This is a genomic window from Nonomuraea sp. NEAU-A123 (assembly GCF_018603905.1).
GTDB lineage: Bacteria > Actinomycetota > Actinomycetes > Streptosporangiales > Streptosporangiaceae > Nonomuraea.
In genome coordinates this window covers 744,017-763,580 of record NZ_JAHFZZ010000003.1, presented here as the reverse complement: position 1 = coordinate 763,580, position 19,564 = coordinate 744,017, and the positions used below count along the sequence as shown (strand labels likewise).

Here is a 19,564-nt window from a genome sequence, read left to right as displayed (position 1 = left end):
CTTCAGCAGCCCCCTGGGGGCCGCACCCACTCGCGGAGCCGTGTATTATCCATACTATTTAGGTAGGAATAAGGGAATGCAAAGGGAAGGTGAGCATCGGTGTCCAGCTCCACGTGGTGGCCTAATCTCGTCTCCATGCCGACCGACAAGGACGTTCACGAAGCCCTGCTCCCCGACCCTGACCGCGCGACGGTCGCGGTCCTGCCACCGATCGCGAGCGAGGGGCACTGGGCCGGCGGGCCCAGTGCGGTCGCGGCCGACGGGCTGATCTATCTCGCCTATCGGCTGCGGCGCCCGGTGGGACAGGGACGCGGGTACGCGGTGGTGGTCGCCCGGTCGGTCGACGGTGAGCGGTTCGAAACCCTGACGACCATCACCCGCGAGCAGATGGCCGCCGAGTCCCTGGAACGGCCCGCCCTGGTGCGTACCGACGAAGGGCGCTGGCGGCTCTACCTGAGCTGCGCCACCCCGGGGACCAAGCACTGGCGGGTGGAGGTGCTGGAGAGCGACGACCCCGCCGGGTTCGACCCGAGCTCACGCGGCACCGTCCTCCCCGGCGACCCCAAGACCGGCGTGAAGGACCCGGTGATCGTACGGCGGGGCGGAAAGTGGCATCTGTGGGCCTCCTGCCATCCGCTGGCCGACTCCGATGAGGCGGACCGGATGGTGACCGACTACGCCACCAGCGCCGACGGCCTGGAGTGGACGTGGCAGGGCACGGCGCTGAGCGGGCGGCCGGGGATGTGGGACGGGCGCGGCGTGCGGATCAGCTCGGTGCGTTTCGACGGTGACCAGGTGCTGGCCTTCTACGACGGCCGGGCCAGCGCGGCCGAGAACTACGAGGAGCGCACCGGGATCGCCGTGGGCCCCGACCCCGGCGAGCTGACCCCGGTGGGGACCGCCCCGGCGGCCATGTCGCCGTACCAGGGCGGCGGACTGCGTTACCTCGACATCGTCGACCTGCCGGACGGCCGGATCCGGCTCTACTACGAGTACACCCGCGCCGACGGGGCCCACGAGCTGCGCACCGAGCTGCGCTGATCAGGGTGGGGGCTGGCCTGATCAGCGCGAGCTGCGCTGATCAGGACGCCTTGGGCTGATCAGGGCGGGCCGGGCGGCCGTTCCTGGACTGCCGCTGGCCGGGCGGCCGCGCGCCGACCAAGCCGCCCGAACGCTCCCGAGGCCTGAGCCAGTCGCCGAAGTCCTCGCCGGTGACCCGCTGCAGGAGCCGGATGTCTTCGGTGAAGTACGGGATGAGCTGGCTCCGCTGCTCCCAGGTCAGGGGGCGGCGAGGGGCGGCCCGCCGCTGGAGCAGTTGCTCGACGGGATCGGCCAGGACCCCGGGCAGGAGCCGCCGGACCGTGGACAGCAGCGCGTGCCGCGGGCTGGCGTCGGGATGCGCCGTGACGTTCTCCCTCGGCGTCTCGGTCAGCAGCCCCTGCTCCACCCCGAGGAACCCGCAGATCCGGTCGAGCGTGTCGGCCGGCCGGTCGACGAGGTCCCGGTAGCGGAAGACCAGCACCTGCTCGCGCGGGAACAGCTCGTACAGATCGGCGAGCTGCTCGCCGTACCGGCCGAGGGCCACGTAGTGCCAGAAGTGCGCCCACCCGGCGGCGATCCGCCGGCCCTCCTCCTCGCAGGCGCGCACCACGTCGCCGATCGGTTCGAGCCCGGCCGACCACAGGTGGGTCCAGTTGGAGTGGGCCCGCTCGACCGGGTCCCGCACGATCACGATGAGCCTGGCGTCCGGGATGGCCGCCTTGATGCGCCGCTGCGCGTCCCGGTCGTACAGGTAGAAGGGTGTGCACTCGCCGGTCAGCGTGCCCGCGGGCGCCGGGGCGAACAGCGCCTCGTAGTCCGCGCGCCGCCAGACGTGCTCGCGGTACGTCTCCAGGTCGCCCGGCCCGCCTCTGGTGGGCGGCGGGCCGTCGGTGAGGAAGTACTTGGGCTCCTTGACCTGGGGCAGGTAGAGCTGAGGATGCCGCTGGAGCGCGGCGTGCAAGGCCGTCGTTCCCGCCTTGGGGACGCCTACGACCAGGAAGTTCGGCATGTGCACAGTCATCCCTCCAAATCCCTACATCTAACATCCAATTTCCTACCAATTATGTAGGACGTTGCAAGTAGGTGTTTGGCCAGGGCATGCTCACCGTGCGAGGACGTGATGATCGGCAGCCGGCGGTGTACCCGTTGCCGCCTGGCTGCCGACCGGCCTGGTCAGGGAGTCACGATGCCGAGCTGGTCTACCCAGTCCTCGGTGAGCCAAAGGTTGTCATCGGATCCGCTCACGAGGTCGAACGGCCCGGAAGGGACGGTCGGCAGCGCGTACTCGTTGATCGTCCCGGTTGTGGTGATGCTGGCGACGTTGTTGGCCATTTGCTCGACGAACCACAGGTTGTTGTCCGATCCGACGGTGATGCCCCACGCGAAGCTGTCGGGGTCAGCGAGCGTGTATTCGGTGAAGGTGCCGGTGGTGGTGACGTTGCTGACCTTTCCGTTGGCGTCGGTGTACCACAGATTGCCGTCGGGTCCTGCGGTGATTCCGACGGGCATCGCGCCGGAGGACGGGACAGCGAATTCAGTGATCGTTCCGCTGGTGGTGATCCGCCCGATGCTGTTTCCGACCGGCTCGGTGAACCACAGGTTGTCGTCCGAGCCTGTGGTGATGTGCATCGGGTAGGTGTCGCTGGTCGGCAGGGCGTATTCGGTGATCGTTCCGCTAGTGGAGATCCGCCCGATCTGGTCCCCGATCTCCTCGACGAACCACAGGGCACCGTCCGGTCCGGTGGTGATGCCCCAGGGGTAGGCGTCGTTGGTCGGCAGGGTGTATTCGGTGATGGTCCCGGAGGTGGTGATCCGCCCGATCTTGTTGCCGACCGCCTCGGTGAACCACAGCGCGCCGTCCGGCCCGACGGTGATTTGGCCCGGCTCGGAGCCGCTGGTGGGGATGGCGTACTCGGTGAACAGGCCCGCCGTTGTGACGCGTCCGATCTTGTTGGCGTAGTTCTCGGTGAACCACAACGCGCCGTCCGGGCCGGCGACGATCCCGACGGGGGACGACGGATGGGTCGGTATGGATATCTCGCTGATGGACGGTGCTCGCTGGGCTTGCGCTGTGAGCCTGGCCGGTGAAGCGAGTCGAGGTGCCGGCGGGTAGTGGCAGCGGATGCGCCGATGCTCAGGCATCCGCTTGAGCTTGAGGCAGAGCGTCACCCAGGGGCGCGGGGGGGACGGTCGGTGTGGCGGGGCGGTGGACGCGGACACGCCCATGGGCGCGCTTGTCACCAGGACCAGAGCCATGACCACGAGCGGAAATCCCAGGCGTCGAGTCGATTGACGCATGACATCCCTTCCAGAAGTAGGACGAAGGAGCGCGGATGGGCCGCACGGCACAAGTAAGTGGCGGTCGCGGCCTTGGGCCGCCATGAGGTGGAATCTGCGGCTCGGTAGAAACACGCTGAGGGCTCGAGCCGGACAATGCTGTTCCGGCGATCTCAATATCGCGCACGGTCAGCGATCGCCTGTGACCATCCGTGTTCGTGGCTGGTCATGGAAACTCCAACTCAGCGGCGGAGTCATCCAGGAGCGCGCCGGTTCGCGGGGGCGGCGATCTCCGCCGAACGCCAGATCCGAGAGGGAGCACCTCGACCGACGCACCGGTTGCGCCGTCACCGGGAGGGGCCGTTGCTCAGGCGACCGAGTGGGTGATCATGCCGGTGTAGGTGCCCGCGCCCGCGGCGGCCGGGATGGTGACGACGATCGTCGGTCGCCAGCTCGTGGACTGGGCACTCAGCACCCCCTTGCGTCCAGCGAACACGGCCACCTCCGCCGACAGGGAGACTTTGTCGTTCGCGGTGAAAGGTGCTCGCGCCACGGAGTTGCCAACGCGACTCGCTCTCACCCCGCGTCCGCCGCCCGTCTGCGTCTGCGTCTGCGGGCGTACAGCGCCAGGGAGGTCGTCGACAGCGCTCCGACTCCGGCGATCGCGTACCAGAGGCCATGGCCGTAAGCAGGGACGGGCTGGCCCTGGAGTCCCTCCGACGGCGAGGTCGCCAGCCGGTCGGAGTCGGTCGCGCAGACGATGGGCCGCTTGCCGGCCTTGGCCGAGGCGCAGGCGACGGCCGCGAGCCGCTGAAGCTGCGCAGGCAGCCGTTCGACCTGGAGGGTCACGCTGAACTGGTCCGTCTTACCGGCGGGCAAGGCCCTGCTCCACGCGATCCGGTCCGCCGAGACCTTGCCTTGCGGCGTTGACGAGACGAGCTTGAGGCCAGGAGTCAAGGTCTGCGTGAGCAGCAGGGCGGGTGTCTTGGTGGCCCCCGTGTTACTGATCTTGATGGTGTAGGTGAGCCGGTCGCCCCGCTGTACGCTCTCGTGCCCGTTGTCGATGCCGATGTGCAGCGCGAGCGATCGCTTGGGCTCGGCCGGGTGTGGCGCGCGGGCGTGTGCCGTGGGCATTCCGAGCGGCATCACGGCCAGCGAGACGACCACCGCCGCCCGGAGGGGGGTGATCCGTGGGCGACGGTGGCACGCGTCGGCTTTCCGCACACCAGTAACGCGAAAGGTCATAGATCAATCCCTTTTACTGGAAAGACTCTTATGCCTGCGCAAAATCATCAGATGAACGCCGCATACACGAATGATAGAGCCGACAGATCGCACATCTGCCAGCTCCACTTCGACACGCCGCAAGCCGTTCATAGAGTCGGCTAGAGAGTGGTGGCGACGTAATCCAGAGTGCCGGAGTAGATGTCCGGACGAACGAATGGGATGGTGATCCGATAGTTGTTGGTAATGATGTCCCCGCCCGGGGACGATGGGCTGGCCTTGGTGGCCACGACCAGCGGGTTGGAGGTCAGATGGGCGTAGGCGCCTCCCTGGGCGGGCCCATCGACCTCCAGGGCGGTCGATGGGATGACATTGCTGTTGCCCGAGATGGCCGGCGTCAGGTTGGCTGCACGCGGGACGACCGTGACGTTGTAGCCCGCGAAGTTGTTGGTGGTCACCGTCATAGTGACCGGGGTCGCCCCCGTGGTAACGGTTTCCCCTGGCGCTCCGCTCAAGGTGAACGACGAGGTGAGGTCGGTCAGCACGATCGACGACGACACGTCGACATGCGCCTCGGTGCTACCCGTGTCCGTGTCCGCCATAGCAGGTGAAGCAGTACAAGCCAGCGTCCCGACGGTCGTTACCGTGCCCGCCAGCACGAGGCACGCGCACGCGATGCACGCTTTTCGAATCCTGGACATATCGCCCCCCACGTAAATACCATTGTTTATTCACTATAATCACCATGCCATCTTTTCGGTAAACCCCGAAAATGGCAGGTAGCACCCCATGTCATTGCGTGCTGGCGATATAGTCGAGCGTCCCCGAATACCTACCAGACGGGACAAAAGGTATATCTATCTCATAATCATTACTGAGAGAGTCGCCGTTCTGCGCCGACGGGGTGGACTGGTTGTGGACCGGAACCCGGGTGATGGCCGAGAGAGGCTGGAAGGTGGACGTGCCACTCTCGCGGACCTTCAGGTTGGAGATCGAGACGGTGGCATTGGTGCCCGGCGCGGTGAGTGCCGGGGCGACCCCCCGGACGGTGACGGTGTAGCCGGCGGGACTGTTGGTGACGACGGTCATCGTCACGGCGCCGTCGCCGCGGACCGTGGTGTCCGGGAGACCGGTCAGCGTGAAGCTGCTGGTGAGGTCGCTGAGAACGATGCTCTGCGCGATGACGTCGGTGATCGCGGTGCACCGGATGTCGGTGCCGCCGGCCGGGCAGTTGGCGCCAACGGCGGCCGAGACGGCGGTGTTGGCGAGGATGCCGTTGCCGTTGTCCGGGTTGGCCGCTGTGACGGAGTAGGTGATGGTGGCGGTGGCTCCGATGGCGAGGTCGCCGGTCCAGGTCAGATCGGGCGCGGTGTAGGAGGCGGTGCCCGAGGTGGCGGAGGCGTCGTCGTTGTAGGTGGCGTCGTCCAGCACACCGCTCAGCGCGTCGGTGAAGGTCGCCGAGCTGTAGGAGGTCTGTCCGGTGTTGGCGACCGTGATGGTGTAGTGGACGGTGCCACCGGCCACGATCTCCGGTACGTCGGCGACCTTGGTGATGGTGAGGGCCGGGACGAGAACGGTGACCCTGGCGATGCAGGCGGGATCGGTGTTGCCGGCCGGGCAGTTGTTGCCGAGCGCCGTCGAGGTGACCGTGTTGTAGAGGTTCTTGTCGCCCGGATCCGGATCACGCACGGTGATGCTGTAGGTGATGGCGGCGGTGGCGCCGATGGCCAGGTCTCCGGTCCAGGTCAGGTCGGGGGTGGTGTAGCCGAGGGTGCCGGTGGTCGCGGTGGCGTCGTTGTTGTAGACGGTGTCGGTCAGCACTCCGGACAGCGAGTCGGTGACGCTCGTGCCGGTATAGGGGGTCTGCCCGGTGTTGGTGACGGTCACCGTGTAGGTGATCGTTCCTCCGGGTGTGATGGTCGCCGTGTCGGCGGTCTTGGTGATGGCGAGTTGCGGATCGAGGATGGTGACGGTGGTGGTGCAGGCCGGGTCGGTCCCCCCGACCGGGCAGGTGTTGCCCGGAGTCGCCGAGGTGATGGAGCTGGTCATCGTGCTCCCCCCGGTATGAGGGTTGTTGACCGTCAGCGACGCGGTCAGCGTCACCGTGGCCCCGATCGCCACATCACCGGTCCAGGTGACCGAACCGTCCGGATTGAAGTCCAGACTGCCGGAACTGACGTTGGCGTCGCCGCTGTAGGTGGCATTGTCAAGGGCACCGGACAAGACGAAAGTGAAACTCGCATTCGTATACGGCGTCTGCCCGGTGTTGGTGACCAGCACCGTGTAACGCACCACACCGGTCGGGACGGTGGTGCTCACATCGGTCGAGCTGATGATCGTCAGCTCCGAGACCGCGACAGTGGCGGCACATCGGGGGTCGAGTTCGCCGGATGGACAGTTGCTGCCCGATGTCGTGGAGACCACCGTGTTGGTCAGGCTCTTGTCACCCGTGTCCGGAGACTTCACCGTGACCGAGTAAGTGATGGTCGCCACGGCGGTGGGGCCGAGCGCGCCGGTCCAGGTGAGATCGGGGCTTGAGTAGGAGATGGAGCCGGTCGACGCCGCGGCGTCGGCGTTGTAGGTCGCGTCGTCCAGCACTCCGCTCAGCGAGTCGGTCAGCGTCGCCGCCGGGTAGGAGGTCTGCCCGGTGTTGGTCACCCTGATCGTGTAGTGCACGGTGGCACCCGGTGTCGTGGTGCCCGCGTCCGCGGTTTTGACGATCGTCAGAGCCGGGGTGAGCACGCCGACCGTGACAGCGCATGCCGCGGCACGACCCACGTCGGAGCAATTGCTCCCTACCGCCGTGGAGGAGACCGTGTTGGACATGATCTTGTCGCCGAGGTCCGGGTTGGTGACATGAACCGAATAGGTGATCGTCACGGTGGCGCCGACCGATACGTCACCGGTCCAGGTCAGGACCTCGCCGGAGAGCGACACCGCTCCCGCCGTCGCGGCGGCGTCGCCGTTGTAGGTCGCGTCGTCCAGCAAACCCGTCAGCGGGTCGGTGACGTCGATCCCGGTATAGGGAGTTTCACCGGTGTTGTGGACCGTGATCGTGTAACCGATCGTGCCCCCGGGGACGGTCGCCGGCGCACTCGCGGTCTTGGTGATGGTGAGCGCGGGCACCAGAACGGTCACGGTGGCGGTGCACTGCGGGTCGCCGTTCCCGACCGGGCAGTTGTTGCCCGGCACGCTCGACGTGGACGTGCTGCTGATGGTCCGGTTCCCGGTGTCGGGATTCTTGACCGTGAAGGATGCCGACAGCACGACCTGGCCGCCGACCGGGACGTCCCCCATCCACACCAACCCGGTCGGGCTGATCGACAGCGTTCCCGAGGTGGCGGTCTCATCCCCATTGGGGATCACGTCATCCAGCAGATCGGTGCCGACGTAAGAAACGCTGATGTCCACGTACGGGGTTTGGCCGGTGTTGGTGATGGTGGTGGTGAAGCGGATCACCCCACCCGGTGTCGTGGTCGACACGTCCGAACTGTTGACGATGGTCAGGCTGGAGACGGTGACCCTGACGGCGCAGCGCGGGTCGGTACCTCCGGCAAGGCAGTTGCCTGTGGGGGAACTGGACGTGAGGGTGTTGGCCAGAACGTCGTCGCCGGTGGGCGAGGCGTGCACGGTCACCGAATAGGTGACGGTGACCAACCCCGAGGCGGGCACGTTGCCGGTCCAGGTGAGGTTGGGCGCGGTGTAACCGACGGTGCCACTGGTGGCGGCGGCGTCGGCGTTGTAGGTGGCGTCGTCGAGCACGTCCGACAGCGGGTCGGTGAAGGTCGCTCCTACATACGGCGTGGCCGCCGTGTTGGTGATGGTGACCGTGTAGGAGACCACCCCTCCCCGCACGGCGGAGCTCGCGCCGGCCGTCTTGGTGAACGTCAACACGGTGGTGTCGGTGATGGGGACGATCACGGTGCACTCGGGGTGGGGAGACGCCGCCGAGCAGTCGCTGCCGGACGTGGGCGAGGTGATCGCGTTGACCAGACTGCGGTCACCGAGGACGGGGTTGTCGACGACGATCGTGTACGTAAGGGTCGCGGTCGCACCGATGGCCAGGTCCCCGGTCCAGGTCACATTCGGTGCGGTGTAGCCGACGGTCCCAGAGGTGGCGGTGACGTCGTTGCCGTACGCGGCGTCGTCGAGCACCCCGGACAGATCATCGGTCAGGGTGGCACCGGTGTACGGGATCTGCCCGGTGTTGGTGACCGTGATCGTGTAGGTGACGGTGGAGCCGGCCAGCGCGGTCGTCCGGTCAGCGGTCTTGACGATGTCCAGGGCCGGGGTGAGGACGACCACGCTCGCCGAACAGGCCGGGTTGCCGCTGCCGGGCGGGCAGGTGCTGCCCACGGCGCTGGAGGCAACGGGGTTGGTCAGCAGCTTGTCCCCTGGGTCCGGGTCGAGCACGGTGACGCTGTAGGTAATGGTCGCGGTGGCTCCTACCGCCAGGTCGCCGACCCAGGTCAGGACAGGCGCGGCATAGGAGACGGCGCCGCTGGTGGCGGTGGCGTCGGCGTTGTAGGTCGCGTCGTCGAGCACCCCGGACAGGCTGTCGGTCACGGTCGCACCGGTGTAGTCGGTCTGTCCCGTGTTGTGGACGATGACCGAGTAGCCGACGACCCCGCCGGGAACCTGCTCGGAGACGGTCTTGGTCTTGGTGATGGTCAGAGCGGGCAGGAGCACGTTCAGGCGGGCGGTGCACAGGGGGTCGGTCCCACCGGACGGGCAGTTGCTGCCCGGGGCGGCGGACACGAGAGTTCCGGTGAGAACCTTGTTCCCGGGATCGGGGTTCCGCACGGTGAGGGTGCCGGTGATGGTGACGACGCCGCCGACGGGGATGCTTCCGGTCCAGGTGATGCTGCTGGCGTTCAGCACCAGCGTGCCCGAGCTGGCGACCTGGTCACCGTTGGGGATGGCGTCGTCGATCGTGCCCGCGGTGCCGGCGGAGACGCTGATCCCGGTGTACGGGGTCTGCCCGGTGTTGATGAACGTGGCGGACAGATGCACCACCGACCCCGGTGTCGTACTGGACTCCTCGTAGCTCTGGGTGAGCAGCAGCCGGGAGAGCCTGACCGTGACCGTGCAGCGAGCGTCCTGGCCGCCGGCCGGGCAGTTGTTGCCGGCGGTGGCCGAGACGGCGGTGTTGGTGAGCAGCTGGTCTCCGTCGTCGGGGGTGTGGACGGTGACGGTGTAGGTGATGGTCGCGCTGGCTCCTACCGCCAGATTCCCGGTCCACGTCAAGGTGGGATCGGCGTAGGACACCGCGCCTGAGGTCGCGGACGCGTCGGCGTTGTAGGTGGCGTCGTCCAGCAGCTCGGTCAGGGAGTCGGTGAACGTGGCCCCGGTGTAGGGAGTCTGGCCGGAGTTGACGACGGTGACGGTGTAGTGGACGGTGCCACCGGTCACGACGGTCGCGGTGTCCGTGGTCTTGGTGATGGTGAGGGCCGGGACGAGGACGATGACGGTGGCGGTGCAGGCCGGGGCGGTGCCCCCGGTGGGGCAGTTGTTGCCCAGCGCGGTCGAGGTGGTGGTGTTGGTGAGAATCTTGTCGCCGGGGTCGGGGTTCTTGACGGTGACGGTGTAGGTGATGGTGGCCGAGGCTCCGATGGCCAGGTCTCCGGTCCAGGTCAGGTCGGGGCTGGTGTAGCTGAGGGTGCCGGTGGTCGCGGTGGCGTCGTTGTTGTAGACGGCGTCGGGCAGCACTCTGACCAGGGAGTCGGTGACGCTCGCACCGGTGTAGGCGGTGGGACCGGTGTTGGCGATGGCGACCGTGTACGTGACCGTCTCGCCGGGTTTGATCGTGGCCACGTCCGCCGTCGTCGTGATGCTCAGCTGCGGATCGAGGATGGTGACAGTGGTGGTGCAGGCCGGGTTGGTGCCGCCGACCGGGCAGGTGTTGCCCGGAGTCGCCGAGGTGATGGAGCTGGTCATCGTGTTGCCCCCGGTGTGGGGGTTGTTGACCGTCAGCGACGCGGTCAGCGTCACCGTGGCCCCGATCGCCACATCACCGGTCCAGGTGACCGAACCGTCCAGGTTGAAGTTCAGGCCGCCGGAGCTGACAGTGGCGTCACCGTTGTAGGTCGCGTTGTCCAGAGCACCCGCGAGAATGAAGGTGAAGCTCGCATTCGTATACGGCGTCTGTCCGGTGTTGGTGACCAGCACCGTGTAACGCACCACACCGGTCGGAACGGTGGTGCTCACATCGGTCGAGCTGGTGATCGTCAGCTGGGGGATCAATGCGGTGACGACCGCCGTACAGCGGGGGTCGCTCCCCCCTGACGGGCAGTTGCTGCCCGCACTGGCCGAGATCACCGTGTTGGTCAGGCTCTTGTCACCCGTGTCCGGGGACTTCACCGTCACCGAATAGGTGACCGTGACGGATCCACCGGCCGACAGGTTCCCGCTCCACGTCAACGTCGGGCTCGTGAACGAGACCGTGCCCGACGTCGCGGACACATCGGAGTTGTAGACCGCGTCATCGAGCACGTTCGACAATGAGTCGGAGAACGTCGCCGCCGTGTACGCGGCCTTGCCGCTGTTGATGACTGTGATGGTGTAATGCACGGTCTCACCTGGCGTCGCCGTGGCTACGTCCGCGGTCTTGGTGATCGTCATGGCGAGCAGGTTGACCGTTACCGTGCATCTGGCGTCGGTGACGCCCGCCGCGCAGTTGGCACCGAGGGTGGTGGAGGTGACGGTGTTGACCAGGAAGCCTTCACCCGAGCCCACGGGCTTGACGGTCATCGAGTAGGTGATCGTCGCCGTGGCGCCGGCCGCCAGGTTGCCGCTCCAGGTCACGTTCGGGCTGGTGAAGCCGGGCGTCCCCGAGGTCGCGGCGACGTCGCCGTTGTACGTGGCATCGTCCAGCGCACCCGTCAGCGGATCGGTGAAGGTGACCCCGTTGAACGGACCCGTGCCGGTGTTGTGGACGGTGACCGTGTAGTGGACGGTCGTCCCCGGCGCCGCCGCCGTCGTGTCGGCCGTCTTGGTGATGATCACGGGTCCGACTCCGATGACGAGGGTCGCCGCCCTGGTGTCGCTCTGGTTGTTGGCGTCGGTGACCCTGACGGTGAAGGGGTAGCTGCCCCCCGTCGTCGGCGTACCCGACAGCAAGCCGGTGGCGGCATTGAGAGTGAGACCGGGCGGCAGACTGCCCACACTGACCGACCAGACGAACGGCCCCGTACCCCCGCTCATAGTGAGCTGGTCACTGTAGGCGACCCCGACCTGCCCAGCAGGTGGCGGGGGGAAGGTCAACGTCGGGCTGGCGGCGATGACGAGGGTCGCCGCCCTGGTGTCGAACTGGTTGTTCGCGTCCGTGACCTTGACGGTGAACGGGTAACTTCCCGCCGTCGTCGGCGTACCGGACAGCAATCCAGTGGCGGCATTGAGAGTGAGACCGGGCGGCAGACTGCCCACACTGACCGACCAGACGAACGGCCCCGTACCCCCGCTCATAGTGAGCTGGTCACTGTAGGCGATCCCCACTTGCCCGGCCGGCGGCGGCGGGAAGGTCAACGTCGGCGAGGCGTTCGGGGTGACCACGGTCGAGTGCGCCGACGGTGGGCCGAGCCCCGCCAGGTTCTGGGCGGTGACGGTGAAGGTGTAAGCGACGCCGGGCGTCAGACCGGTGGCGGTCTGGGTGGTCCCGGTGCCGGTGAAGGACTGGGGTGTCTGAGCCACGGCGCCGATGTAGGGCGTGATGATGTATCCGGTGATGGGGCTTCCGCCGTCGGCGGGGGCCGTCCAGGTCAGCGTGGCCGACGAGTCCCCTGCGGTGGCGGCGGTGATGGTGGGCTGACCCGGCACGGCGTACGGGACCACCGCGTTGGACTGCGGGCTGGCCGTGCCGGTGCCGATCGCGTTCACCGCCGCGACGGTGAAGGTGTAGGACGCCCCGACGGTCAATCCGGTCAGCGTCCGGGTCAAGGTGGATGCGTCGAAGGACTGCACCGTCTGGGCGACCCCGTTGCGGTAGGGCGTCACGAGGTATCCGGTGATGGCATTGCCGTTGCTGGCCGGAGCCACCCAGGTCACGGTGGCACTGCCGGCACCGGCGGTGGCCGTGGGAGCGGCCGGGGTGGCCGGTTTGGCGGTGTAGACGTAGTTCGCCGCTCCGGCGACACCGTCGGTCACGACCGTCACGGTCACCGTGGTGGCCGAGGCCCGAGCCGGCATCGAGGAGATGGTGAGCGTGCCGTTGCCGTTGTCGGTGAAACATCCTGCCGCGGGCCCGGCGGCGCAGGGCAGCAGAACGACTGGTGTGCCTGCCTGTTGCTCGGCGGTGGTGCCGATCTCGATCGCGTTCGCGCCGATGAGATTGCTGCCACTGACCGTGACGGCGTTCCCGCCGGCGATCGTGCCGGTGGCGGGAGTGAGGGTGATGCCGGACGGGGCGGCTGGAATCGTCCCGACGGTCGTGGTGGTCGCGATGCCGGGGTTGGCGTCGTTCGACGAGGCCGTGGCGGTGGACGACGACTGGACCAGCGCGGGCGTCACACTGCCGCCGGTGACGATACCGACGACGGTGATGGCCGGCAGGACGGCCCCTGCGGCGAAGGGGGTGTTGCTGTTGGTGCAGGTGATCTGCTGCCCGACGGGAGACCCGCACACCCAGCCCGTCCCGAACGCCCCTACCGGGACGACCCCGGCCGGCAGCGTCTCGGTGACCGAGATCGGACCCGTCTCACTGCTGCCCGAGGCCGCCACACTGGCGACCACGGTGTAGGTCACCGGGCCACCGGGCTGGGGCGAGGAGCCGTTGTAGCTGGTCTCGGTCACGTTCAGGCTCGGAACGGTGTTGAAGCTGACCACCTTGGCGTTGTCGATCTCGTGAAAGTCGGTCAACCCTCCGGTGGAGCCCACCCAGCCGAACGAGAGCTGACGGGGAATGCCGTTGGCGTTGAGCCAGGTCGACGAGGGGTACAACGTCGGCGGGACCACGGGCAGAGTGCCCTGGAGTGTCTTCGGTGTGCCGCCGATCGGGGTGAACACCACCTTGTAGGTGCCGGCGGCGACCGTGATGCCCGAAGCCGTGACAAAGCTCGCAGTCGTGGGGTTGATGACCACCTCGACCGGCACCAGAGCAGCGCTCCGAACGCTTGAGCTCGAATGGAGTGCGAGCGGGGGAGAGAGAGTGGTGGTCGCGGTGCTGTTGATCGCGCAGTAGCCGGTGGTGCCCTTTCCTGGACCGCGGACGACCACCTGCCCGGGCACCAGCCCGCCGATGTAGGGAGGATCGCTGCAGGTGCTTCCCTCGCTGTCGGTGTTGCTGAAGTTCCCGTACACATCGAGCCCGACCCCGATGTAGGCGTTCGCCAGACCGGGGAGGTTTCCGAGCTTGGTGGAGGAGTAGCCCAGTGACCCGCCACGCTGCCCGATGGTGGCCGGTGGCAGCGGGTTCGCCGGGTCCGCCGCGGCCACCACGAAAGCGATCCCGTCGGCCGCGTTGCCTGCGTACTGGTAGGAGTTGAACGTCACGTCCAGGCCTTGCGACGTGGGCACGCTGGTGGCTCCGAACAGGCCGCCCTCCTGAGAGACCGTCGCGGCGGTAAGGCGTAGCGCGCCGAATCCGGAAGAGTCGGTGTTGGTCGAGCACGAGTGCAAACCGGTGCTGAAGTTGTTCCTCGCGGTCAGGCACACGACATTCGTCCCGCCCGAGCCGGCCGGCAGCGCCGGCAGGTTCACCGGATAAGCGGCATTTATCGTGGTGCTCTTGAAGGGCTGGTCGAACAGCGTGGTACCGGCCGCGTACGCGACCGTATGCGATGGGAACACGACCAAGGTGGCGCCGAGCATGCCCGCGAGCGCGACTCGGCTGATCAGACGGCGGACTCGGGGCGCCCACGCCCGCGACCTTCGCGGCGCGGATCCGGCAGCGGAGACCTGTTGCTCAGGCATGGGGACCGTCCCTGTAGAGGGCGGCGGCCGCCGCGCGCACCTTGGCCCGATATCGCCGCCGCACGAACCAGCCGAGCAGCAGAATCATCGCGATCGTGGCAAGCAGGATCCCCAGAAGGTGCACGGGGAAGGTGATGATCCGCACGGTGACGCCGTGCGTCTGCCCACCGGCGCCGACAATGGAAACGGTCGCGTGACAGATGCACATCAGCGGGGGGTCCCAGTTGGTGGTGACCTCGCGGGTCGCACCGCGCAGCACGGTGAAGTCCGGGAACGCGATCTCCTCACTGCCGATCCGCACCCGCAGTCGCCCGCTGCCCCGGAAGTCGTGATGCACCGTGCCGAGATCATGGATCTTCGTAGTGATCGGTACGGGTCCGTGCATGACGAAGCCGGGTGCTCGCAGATCCGTCACCTCGACCGAACTGTCGATGGGGCCCGGGACGGTGATGAACACCGGCGCGGCGATCCCACGGTTGATCCTGATGTTGTCCGCGTTCCGGCCGGCCGGGACCTTGAAGATCAGGGCGAGTTGGTGGTCACCCGGCTCCGGCTCGTCGGGCATGGCGATCCGCATCGTCACCGTCTTCGTCGCACCGGCCACCAGCCGAAAGTGGGCCGGCCGGACGCTCACCCAGGACGCCGCGGCATAGGGGGCCTGGGGCTGGAAGTTCATCGCGCCGTGCTCGTCGGTGACGAAGTCGGCCTTCTCGACCGTCACGTCGTACGATGACCGCCCTCCGTTGCGCACCTCGAAGTGCTGGGCAGTGGAGATCGTGCCGGCGGGGACGACCAGGCGCGTCGGGCTCACCTGCAGCGAGAAACCCGGCGTGGGCGGCTGTGTCCCGGCGAAGACGGCCGGACATTGTGCCCACAGAAGGCCGAGGACAGCCAGGACAGCGCCCAGGACCTGCCGCAGCGGACGAGACACGACACCGTTCACCGTGTCACCGGCCCCGAGTCGAACGGTTTCCATCCGCGCCGTCCTCGCTACGCACAGTGATCATTTGCGCACAGTATTTGGACGATTACTTCAAGTGTCAAGAATGGTCACCCGTAGGGCTCGTGGGCGGGTCGCGCTGGTCTCGGCCCCGGCACCCGGTTATGAGCCCTCGATTACACGGTGCCGCTACACGGTGCCGCGGAGAGGAAGTCCCGACTTGCGATAAATGTCGTCGATGATCGTCATGTTGGCGACGGAGTCGGCCGGTGGGGTCAGCGGCGGGGTGCCCTGGCGTACCGCTGCCGCGAAGGCGCGGAGCTGGCAGGTGTACGTCGGGTCGCCCGCGACGCGCTCGCGGCGCCGCACGCCGTCGACGGTCACGGTCATGCGGTGGAAGACCTGCGGGGCGACGAAGTTCGTGATGTGCAGTGACCCGCGTTCGCCTTCGACCCGCGCGGCGATCTTGAGCAACTGTCCCGACCACATGGAGGCGTGGATCCGCCCGGTCGCGCCGGTGGGGAACCGCAGGTCGGCGGCCATCGCACGATCGACCCCCGGAGACTGCGTGAGTGCCGCCGCGGCCACGACCGAGGGCTCGCCCGGCCCGAGCGTCCGCAGGCAGTGCACCGCGTAGCAGCCCGCGTCCATGAGCGCGCCCCCGCCGAGCTTCAGCGAGTAGCGGATGTCGGAGAACCTGGGCAGCGGAAAGCACATCCAGGTCTCGACATGCCGGACCTCGCCGAGTTGGGTGCCGACGATCTCGAGAGCCCGTTCCATCAGCGGGTGGTAGCGGTAGTGGAACGCCTCCATGACCACCACGCCGGACTGCGCCGCGGCGTCCGCGACGGACCGTGCCTCGGCGGCGTTGGAGGCGAACGGCTTCTCGCAGAGCACGTGCTTGCCCGCCTCGATCGCCTTGAGAGTCCACTCCGCGTGCAGCGCGTTCGGCAGCGGGTTGTAGACGGCGGTCAGCGAGGGGTCGGCGACCAGTTCGTCGTAGGAGTCGTGGACGTACGGGATGCCGTGCTTGGCGGCGAACTTCGCGGCCCGCGACCGGTCCCGGGCGGCGACCGCGGCCACCTCCACCTCGGGTACGGCACGGGCCGGCTTGATGAGCGCGGTGGGGGTGATCCGAGCTGCGCCGAGCATCCCGATTCGCATGATCGCATGATGCCAGATCCCCTTCCGGCGTGTCGCTTTGCCGGGGCTTGGCAGCCGATCTGTTGGAGTGGAAGGGGAGCCGACCACGCGTACCGGGGCTCGAATCGACGTGTTCCGGAAAGGAGGGGCGTGGAAAGGATCATCTCGGCCGCGTCGCGATTGTTCGCGGCCCTCGGATACGACGCGACAACGATGGCCCAGATCGCCGAGGCCGCCGAGCTGGACATCGACACCGTCATGGAGATCGCGGGTTCCAAACGGGAGCTGTATCTGGCGGTGATGGGGCGCGGTTACACAGAGCAGAAGGCGCTCCTGGAGGGTGCGCTCGCCCGCATCGACGAGTCGGGAGCGCCGCAGGCGGCGGCGAGCATCCACGCGCTCATCGATGACTACCTGGACTTCTGCCTGGACAACCCCGACATCTCCGCTCTGCTGATGCACCGATGGCTGGGCGACGCCGCCGATCTGCGCGACCTGGAGCAGATCTACAACGAGCCGCTGGTCAACAGTGTTTTCACCGTATTCAACAGAATCGCCGACGCGGGCCTGCTCGATTCTGACGCCGATGTCGAACTCTGCGTGCGAACGATCGCCTGGACCACCATCGTTTTCGTGCGCTACGCCACGATGCCCTCACCCCCCGGCGGCTTCTCGGAGGGCGAAAGGACCGTGGCGCGCTTCCGCGTCCACCTGCACCGGCTCACCGCCCGAATGCTCGGCCTGGCACCGATGAGCCCCGCGGAGACATCTCCCTGACTTCCCGATCCTCGATCAGCTTTCGGACGGCGCGCGGGCTTGTTGCGGGAGACCGGAACGGCGTCGTTCGAGGCGCTCGGGGTCGGGCCAGTGCACGTCCGTGGCCCAGCCCAGCCGCTCGAACAGGCGGATCAGGCCGGCCGAAGGGTCGATCTGGCCGCGCTCCATGCCGTGGCGGGCGCAGGTGGGCTCGCTGTGGTGGCCGTTGTGCCAGCTCTCGCCGAACGACAGCAGGGCCAGCGGCCACAGGTTCGTCGAACGGTCGTGGCGGCGGGTCTTGAACGGTCTGCTGCCGATCACATGGCAGAGCGAATTGACGCTCCAGGTGACGTGCTGCAGCAGGGCGACGCGGATCAACCCGGCCCAGAGGAAGGCGGTCAGCGCGCCGTACAGGGTGCCGCTGATCGCCCAGCCGGCCAGGAACGGCAGCGCCAGCGACAGCGCGCACAGCGCGGGAAAGGCCCGCGCCACCCTGACCATCGCCGGGTCGTCCAGCAGGTCGGGCGCGTACCGAGAGGCGGGCGTCTCATCGTTGGTGAACATCCAGCCGAGATGGGAGTGGGCAAGCCCCCGAAGCTGCCCACGCAGGCTGGTGCCGTACCGGTAAGGGGAGTGCGGATCGCCCGGCCGGTCGGTGTAGGCGTGATGGCGGCGATGGACCGCCACCCAGTCGATGATGTTGCCCTGGAAACTCATCGACCCGGCGATTCCCAGGACCACCCGCAGCCACGGCCGGGCGGTGAAGGACCCATGGGTGTGCAGCCGGTGGAACCCGACGGTCACCCCGAGCCCGGTCACCACGTAGAAGAACGCGGCCAGCAGCAGATCGGTGAGCGCGAATCCGTTGCCCCAGACCAGGAAAATCGCGACACCGAGCGCGATGAACGGCACAACCACGATCGCCCCGGTCAGCCCGACCTGGAGCCGGCCGGCCTGGGCATGCTCATCCGCGCCGGGGAATGGTGATTCGCCGTCGTATTCCGGCCGGTGTCTCACCGGTTGTTGGGAAATGGTCATGAGTCTCGTCTCTTCTCGCTCATACGGTCCGTCTGTGCACGTAGCACCATCGCCAGGTCTCGCCCGGCGCCAGCGAGGTGAACACCGGGTGGTCGGTCTCCTGGTAGTGCGCCTTGGCGTGGCCACCCGGCGAGTCGTCGGAGCAGGCCACCCATCCACAGGTCCGGCAGGCCAGCAGGCTCGTCCAGGGCCAGCCGCGGACCAGACATTCAGTGCATTCGGGCAACCCCTGCTCCGCGACCAGGCCGTCGACGTGGTCACAGCGCGGCGCCTGCCCATTCGGGGCGGCACGTGCGGCCACTTCCAGGTCTTCAGCGTCCAGGGTCATCACGACCCCCTCACGGTGAGAGTGACGCGAGATGCGTCGACTGATCACTATCAGTCAACGTGCTCGGCGGGCCGACGGAAACGCCCAATCCGAGCAAGCCCTATCACCGGCCGCGATAACGACTCCGGCGGTGATCGGCTGCGGCGATGAGCCTCACTCGGCCGCGCCTTCCGCCATGGCGGCGAGAGGGCCCAAATGGCAGCGCTTTGGCGGGACTATTCGCGGCTTCCGACAGCTCAGCGGTCACCCGCGGAAACCGCCGGTTTCCGCGCATCATAGTGCGGGGTTTTGTCGCATGGGAGATCGCCCCGCGCGGACAGGCCACGCGGAGCGACTGTTGTGCGCTGGTTGTGATGGCTGGGGCTAGCTCATGTGGCCGTGGTCGTGGTCCCAGCTCTTACACCACTCACGTTCCCAGTGGCCGTGCCGCCAGCAGAACTTGCACCACTTGTTGTGCCACCAGCGCCACTCGCACTTCCTGGCCACGCTCTGCGGCGTGGTGGTGACGTGCTGGGCGCTTGGCTGGCATGTTGCCGCGGCGCTGGCGGGCTGCGTTGTGGCCGTTCCGGTGACGATGAGGGTGGATACCGCCAAGGAGGCGGTGAGAAGCAGACGCTTGAGCATCAGAGATCACTCCCTGAAACGGATTCGGATGAGAGCGCCGGTTTCGGTTTCCCCGGGATACGCCGATACGGCTGAACATGTCCCACGATAATCGCGGCGATCGGCCCGGTCTCCCGACGATAGGCAAAACCTCATTTCACAACATGTCAGCACTTATTACGAATACGTCGGATATGTCGAGGAATGCGGCCTTGTACGAGGAGAGGGGCCCCAAGATGTCGGGCCGGGAATTTATCGTCTCCACCGGAGAGGCGAGCGGGACTTCCCCCGGCTTTCCAATGACACGC

Annotated in this window: 13 protein-coding genes; 2 read left to right on the top strand and 11 right to left on the bottom strand. The window is 67.4% G+C overall.

Going from position 1 to position 19,564, the window contains the following annotated elements; translation table 11 throughout:
• The first annotated feature begins 135 nt into the window (after nucleotides 1-135).
• Nucleotides 136-1,041 (top strand): hypothetical protein, encoded by a 906-nt coding sequence (locus tag KLK06_RS11985; RefSeq protein ID WP_214635422.1) that lies wholly within the window; start codon nucleotides 136-138, stop codon nucleotides 1,039-1,041.
• A gap of 40 nt (nucleotides 1,042-1,081) precedes the next feature.
• On the opposite strand, the gene KLK06_RS11980 is transcribed toward KLK06_RS11985, so the two are convergent.
• The 8 genes from KLK06_RS11980 to KLK06_RS11945 form a co-directional block, all read right to left on the bottom strand.
• Entirely contained in the window at nucleotides 1,082-2,062 is a 981-nt protein-coding gene (locus KLK06_RS11980; RefSeq protein WP_250905182.1) for a sulfotransferase, read from the bottom strand.
• 152 nt (nucleotides 2,063-2,214) lie between these two features.
• Nucleotides 2,215-3,183 carry a virginiamycin B lyase gene (locus tag KLK06_RS11975; protein WP_214635421.1) on the bottom strand — a complete coding sequence of 323 codons (969 nt, stop codon included), beginning with the start codon at nucleotides 3,181-3,183 and terminating at the stop codon, nucleotides 2,215-2,217.
• A 502-nt stretch (nucleotides 3,184-3,685) separates the two neighbouring features.
• A complete protein-coding gene (locus KLK06_RS11970) occupies nucleotides 3,686-3,871 on the bottom strand; it encodes a hypothetical protein (protein ID WP_214635420.1) in 186 nt (61 codons plus the stop codon).
• Nucleotides 3,872-3,894: 23 nt separating this feature from the next.
• Nucleotides 3,895-4,563, bottom strand: coding sequence for a DUF11 domain-containing protein (locus KLK06_RS11965; protein ID WP_214635419.1), 669 nt, complete (start codon nucleotides 4,561-4,563; stop codon nucleotides 3,895-3,897).
• Nucleotides 4,564-4,703: 140 nt separating this feature from the next.
• Nucleotides 4,704-5,144: a hypothetical protein gene (locus KLK06_RS11960; protein ID WP_214635418.1), complete on the bottom strand. Its 441-nt coding sequence runs from the start codon at nucleotides 5,142-5,144 to the stop codon at nucleotides 4,704-4,706.
• A gap of 190 nt (nucleotides 5,145-5,334) precedes the next feature.
• On the bottom strand, nucleotides 5,335-14,448 hold the full coding sequence (locus tag KLK06_RS11955) for an S-layer family protein (protein WP_214635417.1): 9,114 nt from the start codon (nucleotides 14,446-14,448) through the stop codon (nucleotides 5,335-5,337).
• Complete coding sequence (locus KLK06_RS11950) at nucleotides 14,441-15,424, bottom strand: hypothetical protein (protein ID WP_214635416.1); 984 nt, start codon at nucleotides 15,422-15,424, stop codon at nucleotides 14,441-14,443. Before KLK06_RS11950 ends, KLK06_RS11955 begins: the two co-directional genes overlap by 8 nt.
• Before the next feature lie 153 nt (nucleotides 15,425-15,577).
• Nucleotides 15,578-16,552 carry a Gfo/Idh/MocA family protein gene (locus tag KLK06_RS11945; RefSeq protein WP_214635415.1) on the bottom strand — a complete coding sequence of 325 codons (975 nt, stop codon included), beginning with the start codon at nucleotides 16,550-16,552 and terminating at the stop codon, nucleotides 15,578-15,580.
• 129 nt (nucleotides 16,553-16,681) lie between these two features.
• On the opposite strand from KLK06_RS11945, the gene KLK06_RS11940 reads away from it, so the two are divergent.
• Nucleotides 16,682-17,308 carry a TetR/AcrR family transcriptional regulator gene (locus KLK06_RS11940; protein ID WP_214635414.1) on the top strand — a complete coding sequence of 209 codons (627 nt, stop codon included), beginning with the start codon at nucleotides 16,682-16,684 and terminating at the stop codon, nucleotides 17,306-17,308.
• A 15-nt stretch (nucleotides 17,309-17,323) separates the two neighbouring features.
• Here KLK06_RS11940 and KLK06_RS11935 read toward each other — a convergent pair whose 3' ends face one another.
• From KLK06_RS11935 to KLK06_RS11925, 3 genes are all read right to left on the bottom strand, one after another.
• Nucleotides 17,324-18,325, bottom strand: a complete 1,002-nt coding sequence (locus tag KLK06_RS11935; RefSeq protein ID WP_214635413.1) for a fatty acid desaturase — start codon at nucleotides 18,323-18,325, stop codon at nucleotides 17,324-17,326.
• Between the two features lie 19 nt (nucleotides 18,326-18,344).
• On the bottom strand, nucleotides 18,345-18,653 hold the full coding sequence (locus KLK06_RS11930) for a UBP-type zinc finger domain-containing protein (RefSeq protein WP_214635412.1): 309 nt from the start codon (nucleotides 18,651-18,653) through the stop codon (nucleotides 18,345-18,347).
• Nucleotides 18,654-19,016: 363 nt separating this feature from the next.
• The gene (locus KLK06_RS11925; RefSeq protein WP_214635411.1) at nucleotides 19,017-19,277 is read right to left on the bottom strand and encodes a hypothetical protein; all 261 of its coding nucleotides are present in this window, start codon (nucleotides 19,275-19,277) and stop codon (nucleotides 19,017-19,019) included.
• Nucleotides 19,278-19,564: the final 287 nt, after the last annotated feature.

Excerpts from the sequence above, each read along its gene's own strand:
- KLK06_RS11985 (WP_214635422.1), top strand. The coding sequence starts at position 136 with ATGCCGACCGACAAGGACGTTCACGAAGCCCTGCTCCCCGACCCTGAC.
- KLK06_RS11980 (WP_250905182.1), bottom strand. The coding sequence starts at position 2,062 with ATGACTGTGCACATGCCGAACTTCCTGGTCGTAGGCGTCCCCAAGGCG.
- KLK06_RS11975 (WP_214635421.1), bottom strand. The coding sequence starts at position 3,183 with ATGCCTGAGCATCGGCGCATCCGCTGCCACTACCCGCCGGCACCTCGA.
- KLK06_RS11965 (WP_214635419.1), bottom strand. The coding sequence starts at position 4,563 with ATGACCTTTCGCGTTACTGGTGTGCGGAAAGCCGACGCGTGCCACCGT.
- KLK06_RS11960 (WP_214635418.1), bottom strand. The coding sequence starts at position 5,144 with ATGGCGGACACGGACACGGGTAGCACCGAGGCGCATGTCGACGTGTCG.
- KLK06_RS11955 (WP_214635417.1), bottom strand. The coding sequence starts at position 14,448 with ATGCCTGAGCAACAGGTCTCCGCTGCCGGATCCGCGCCGCGAAGGTCG.
- KLK06_RS11950 (WP_214635416.1), bottom strand. The coding sequence starts at position 15,424 with ATGGAAACCGTTCGACTCGGGGCCGGTGACACGGTGAACGGTGTCGTG.
- KLK06_RS11945 (WP_214635415.1), bottom strand. The coding sequence starts at position 16,552 with ATGCGAATCGGGATGCTCGGCGCAGCTCGGATCACCCCCACCGCGCTC.
- KLK06_RS11935 (WP_214635413.1), bottom strand. The coding sequence starts at position 18,325 with ATGACCATTTCCCAACAACCGGTGAGACACCGGCCGGAATACGACGGC.
- KLK06_RS11930 (WP_214635412.1), bottom strand. The coding sequence starts at position 18,653 with ATGACCCTGGACGCTGAAGACCTGGAAGTGGCCGCACGTGCCGCCCCG.
- KLK06_RS11925 (WP_214635411.1), bottom strand. The coding sequence starts at position 19,277 with ATGCTCAAGCGTCTGCTTCTCACCGCCTCCTTGGCGGTATCCACCCTC.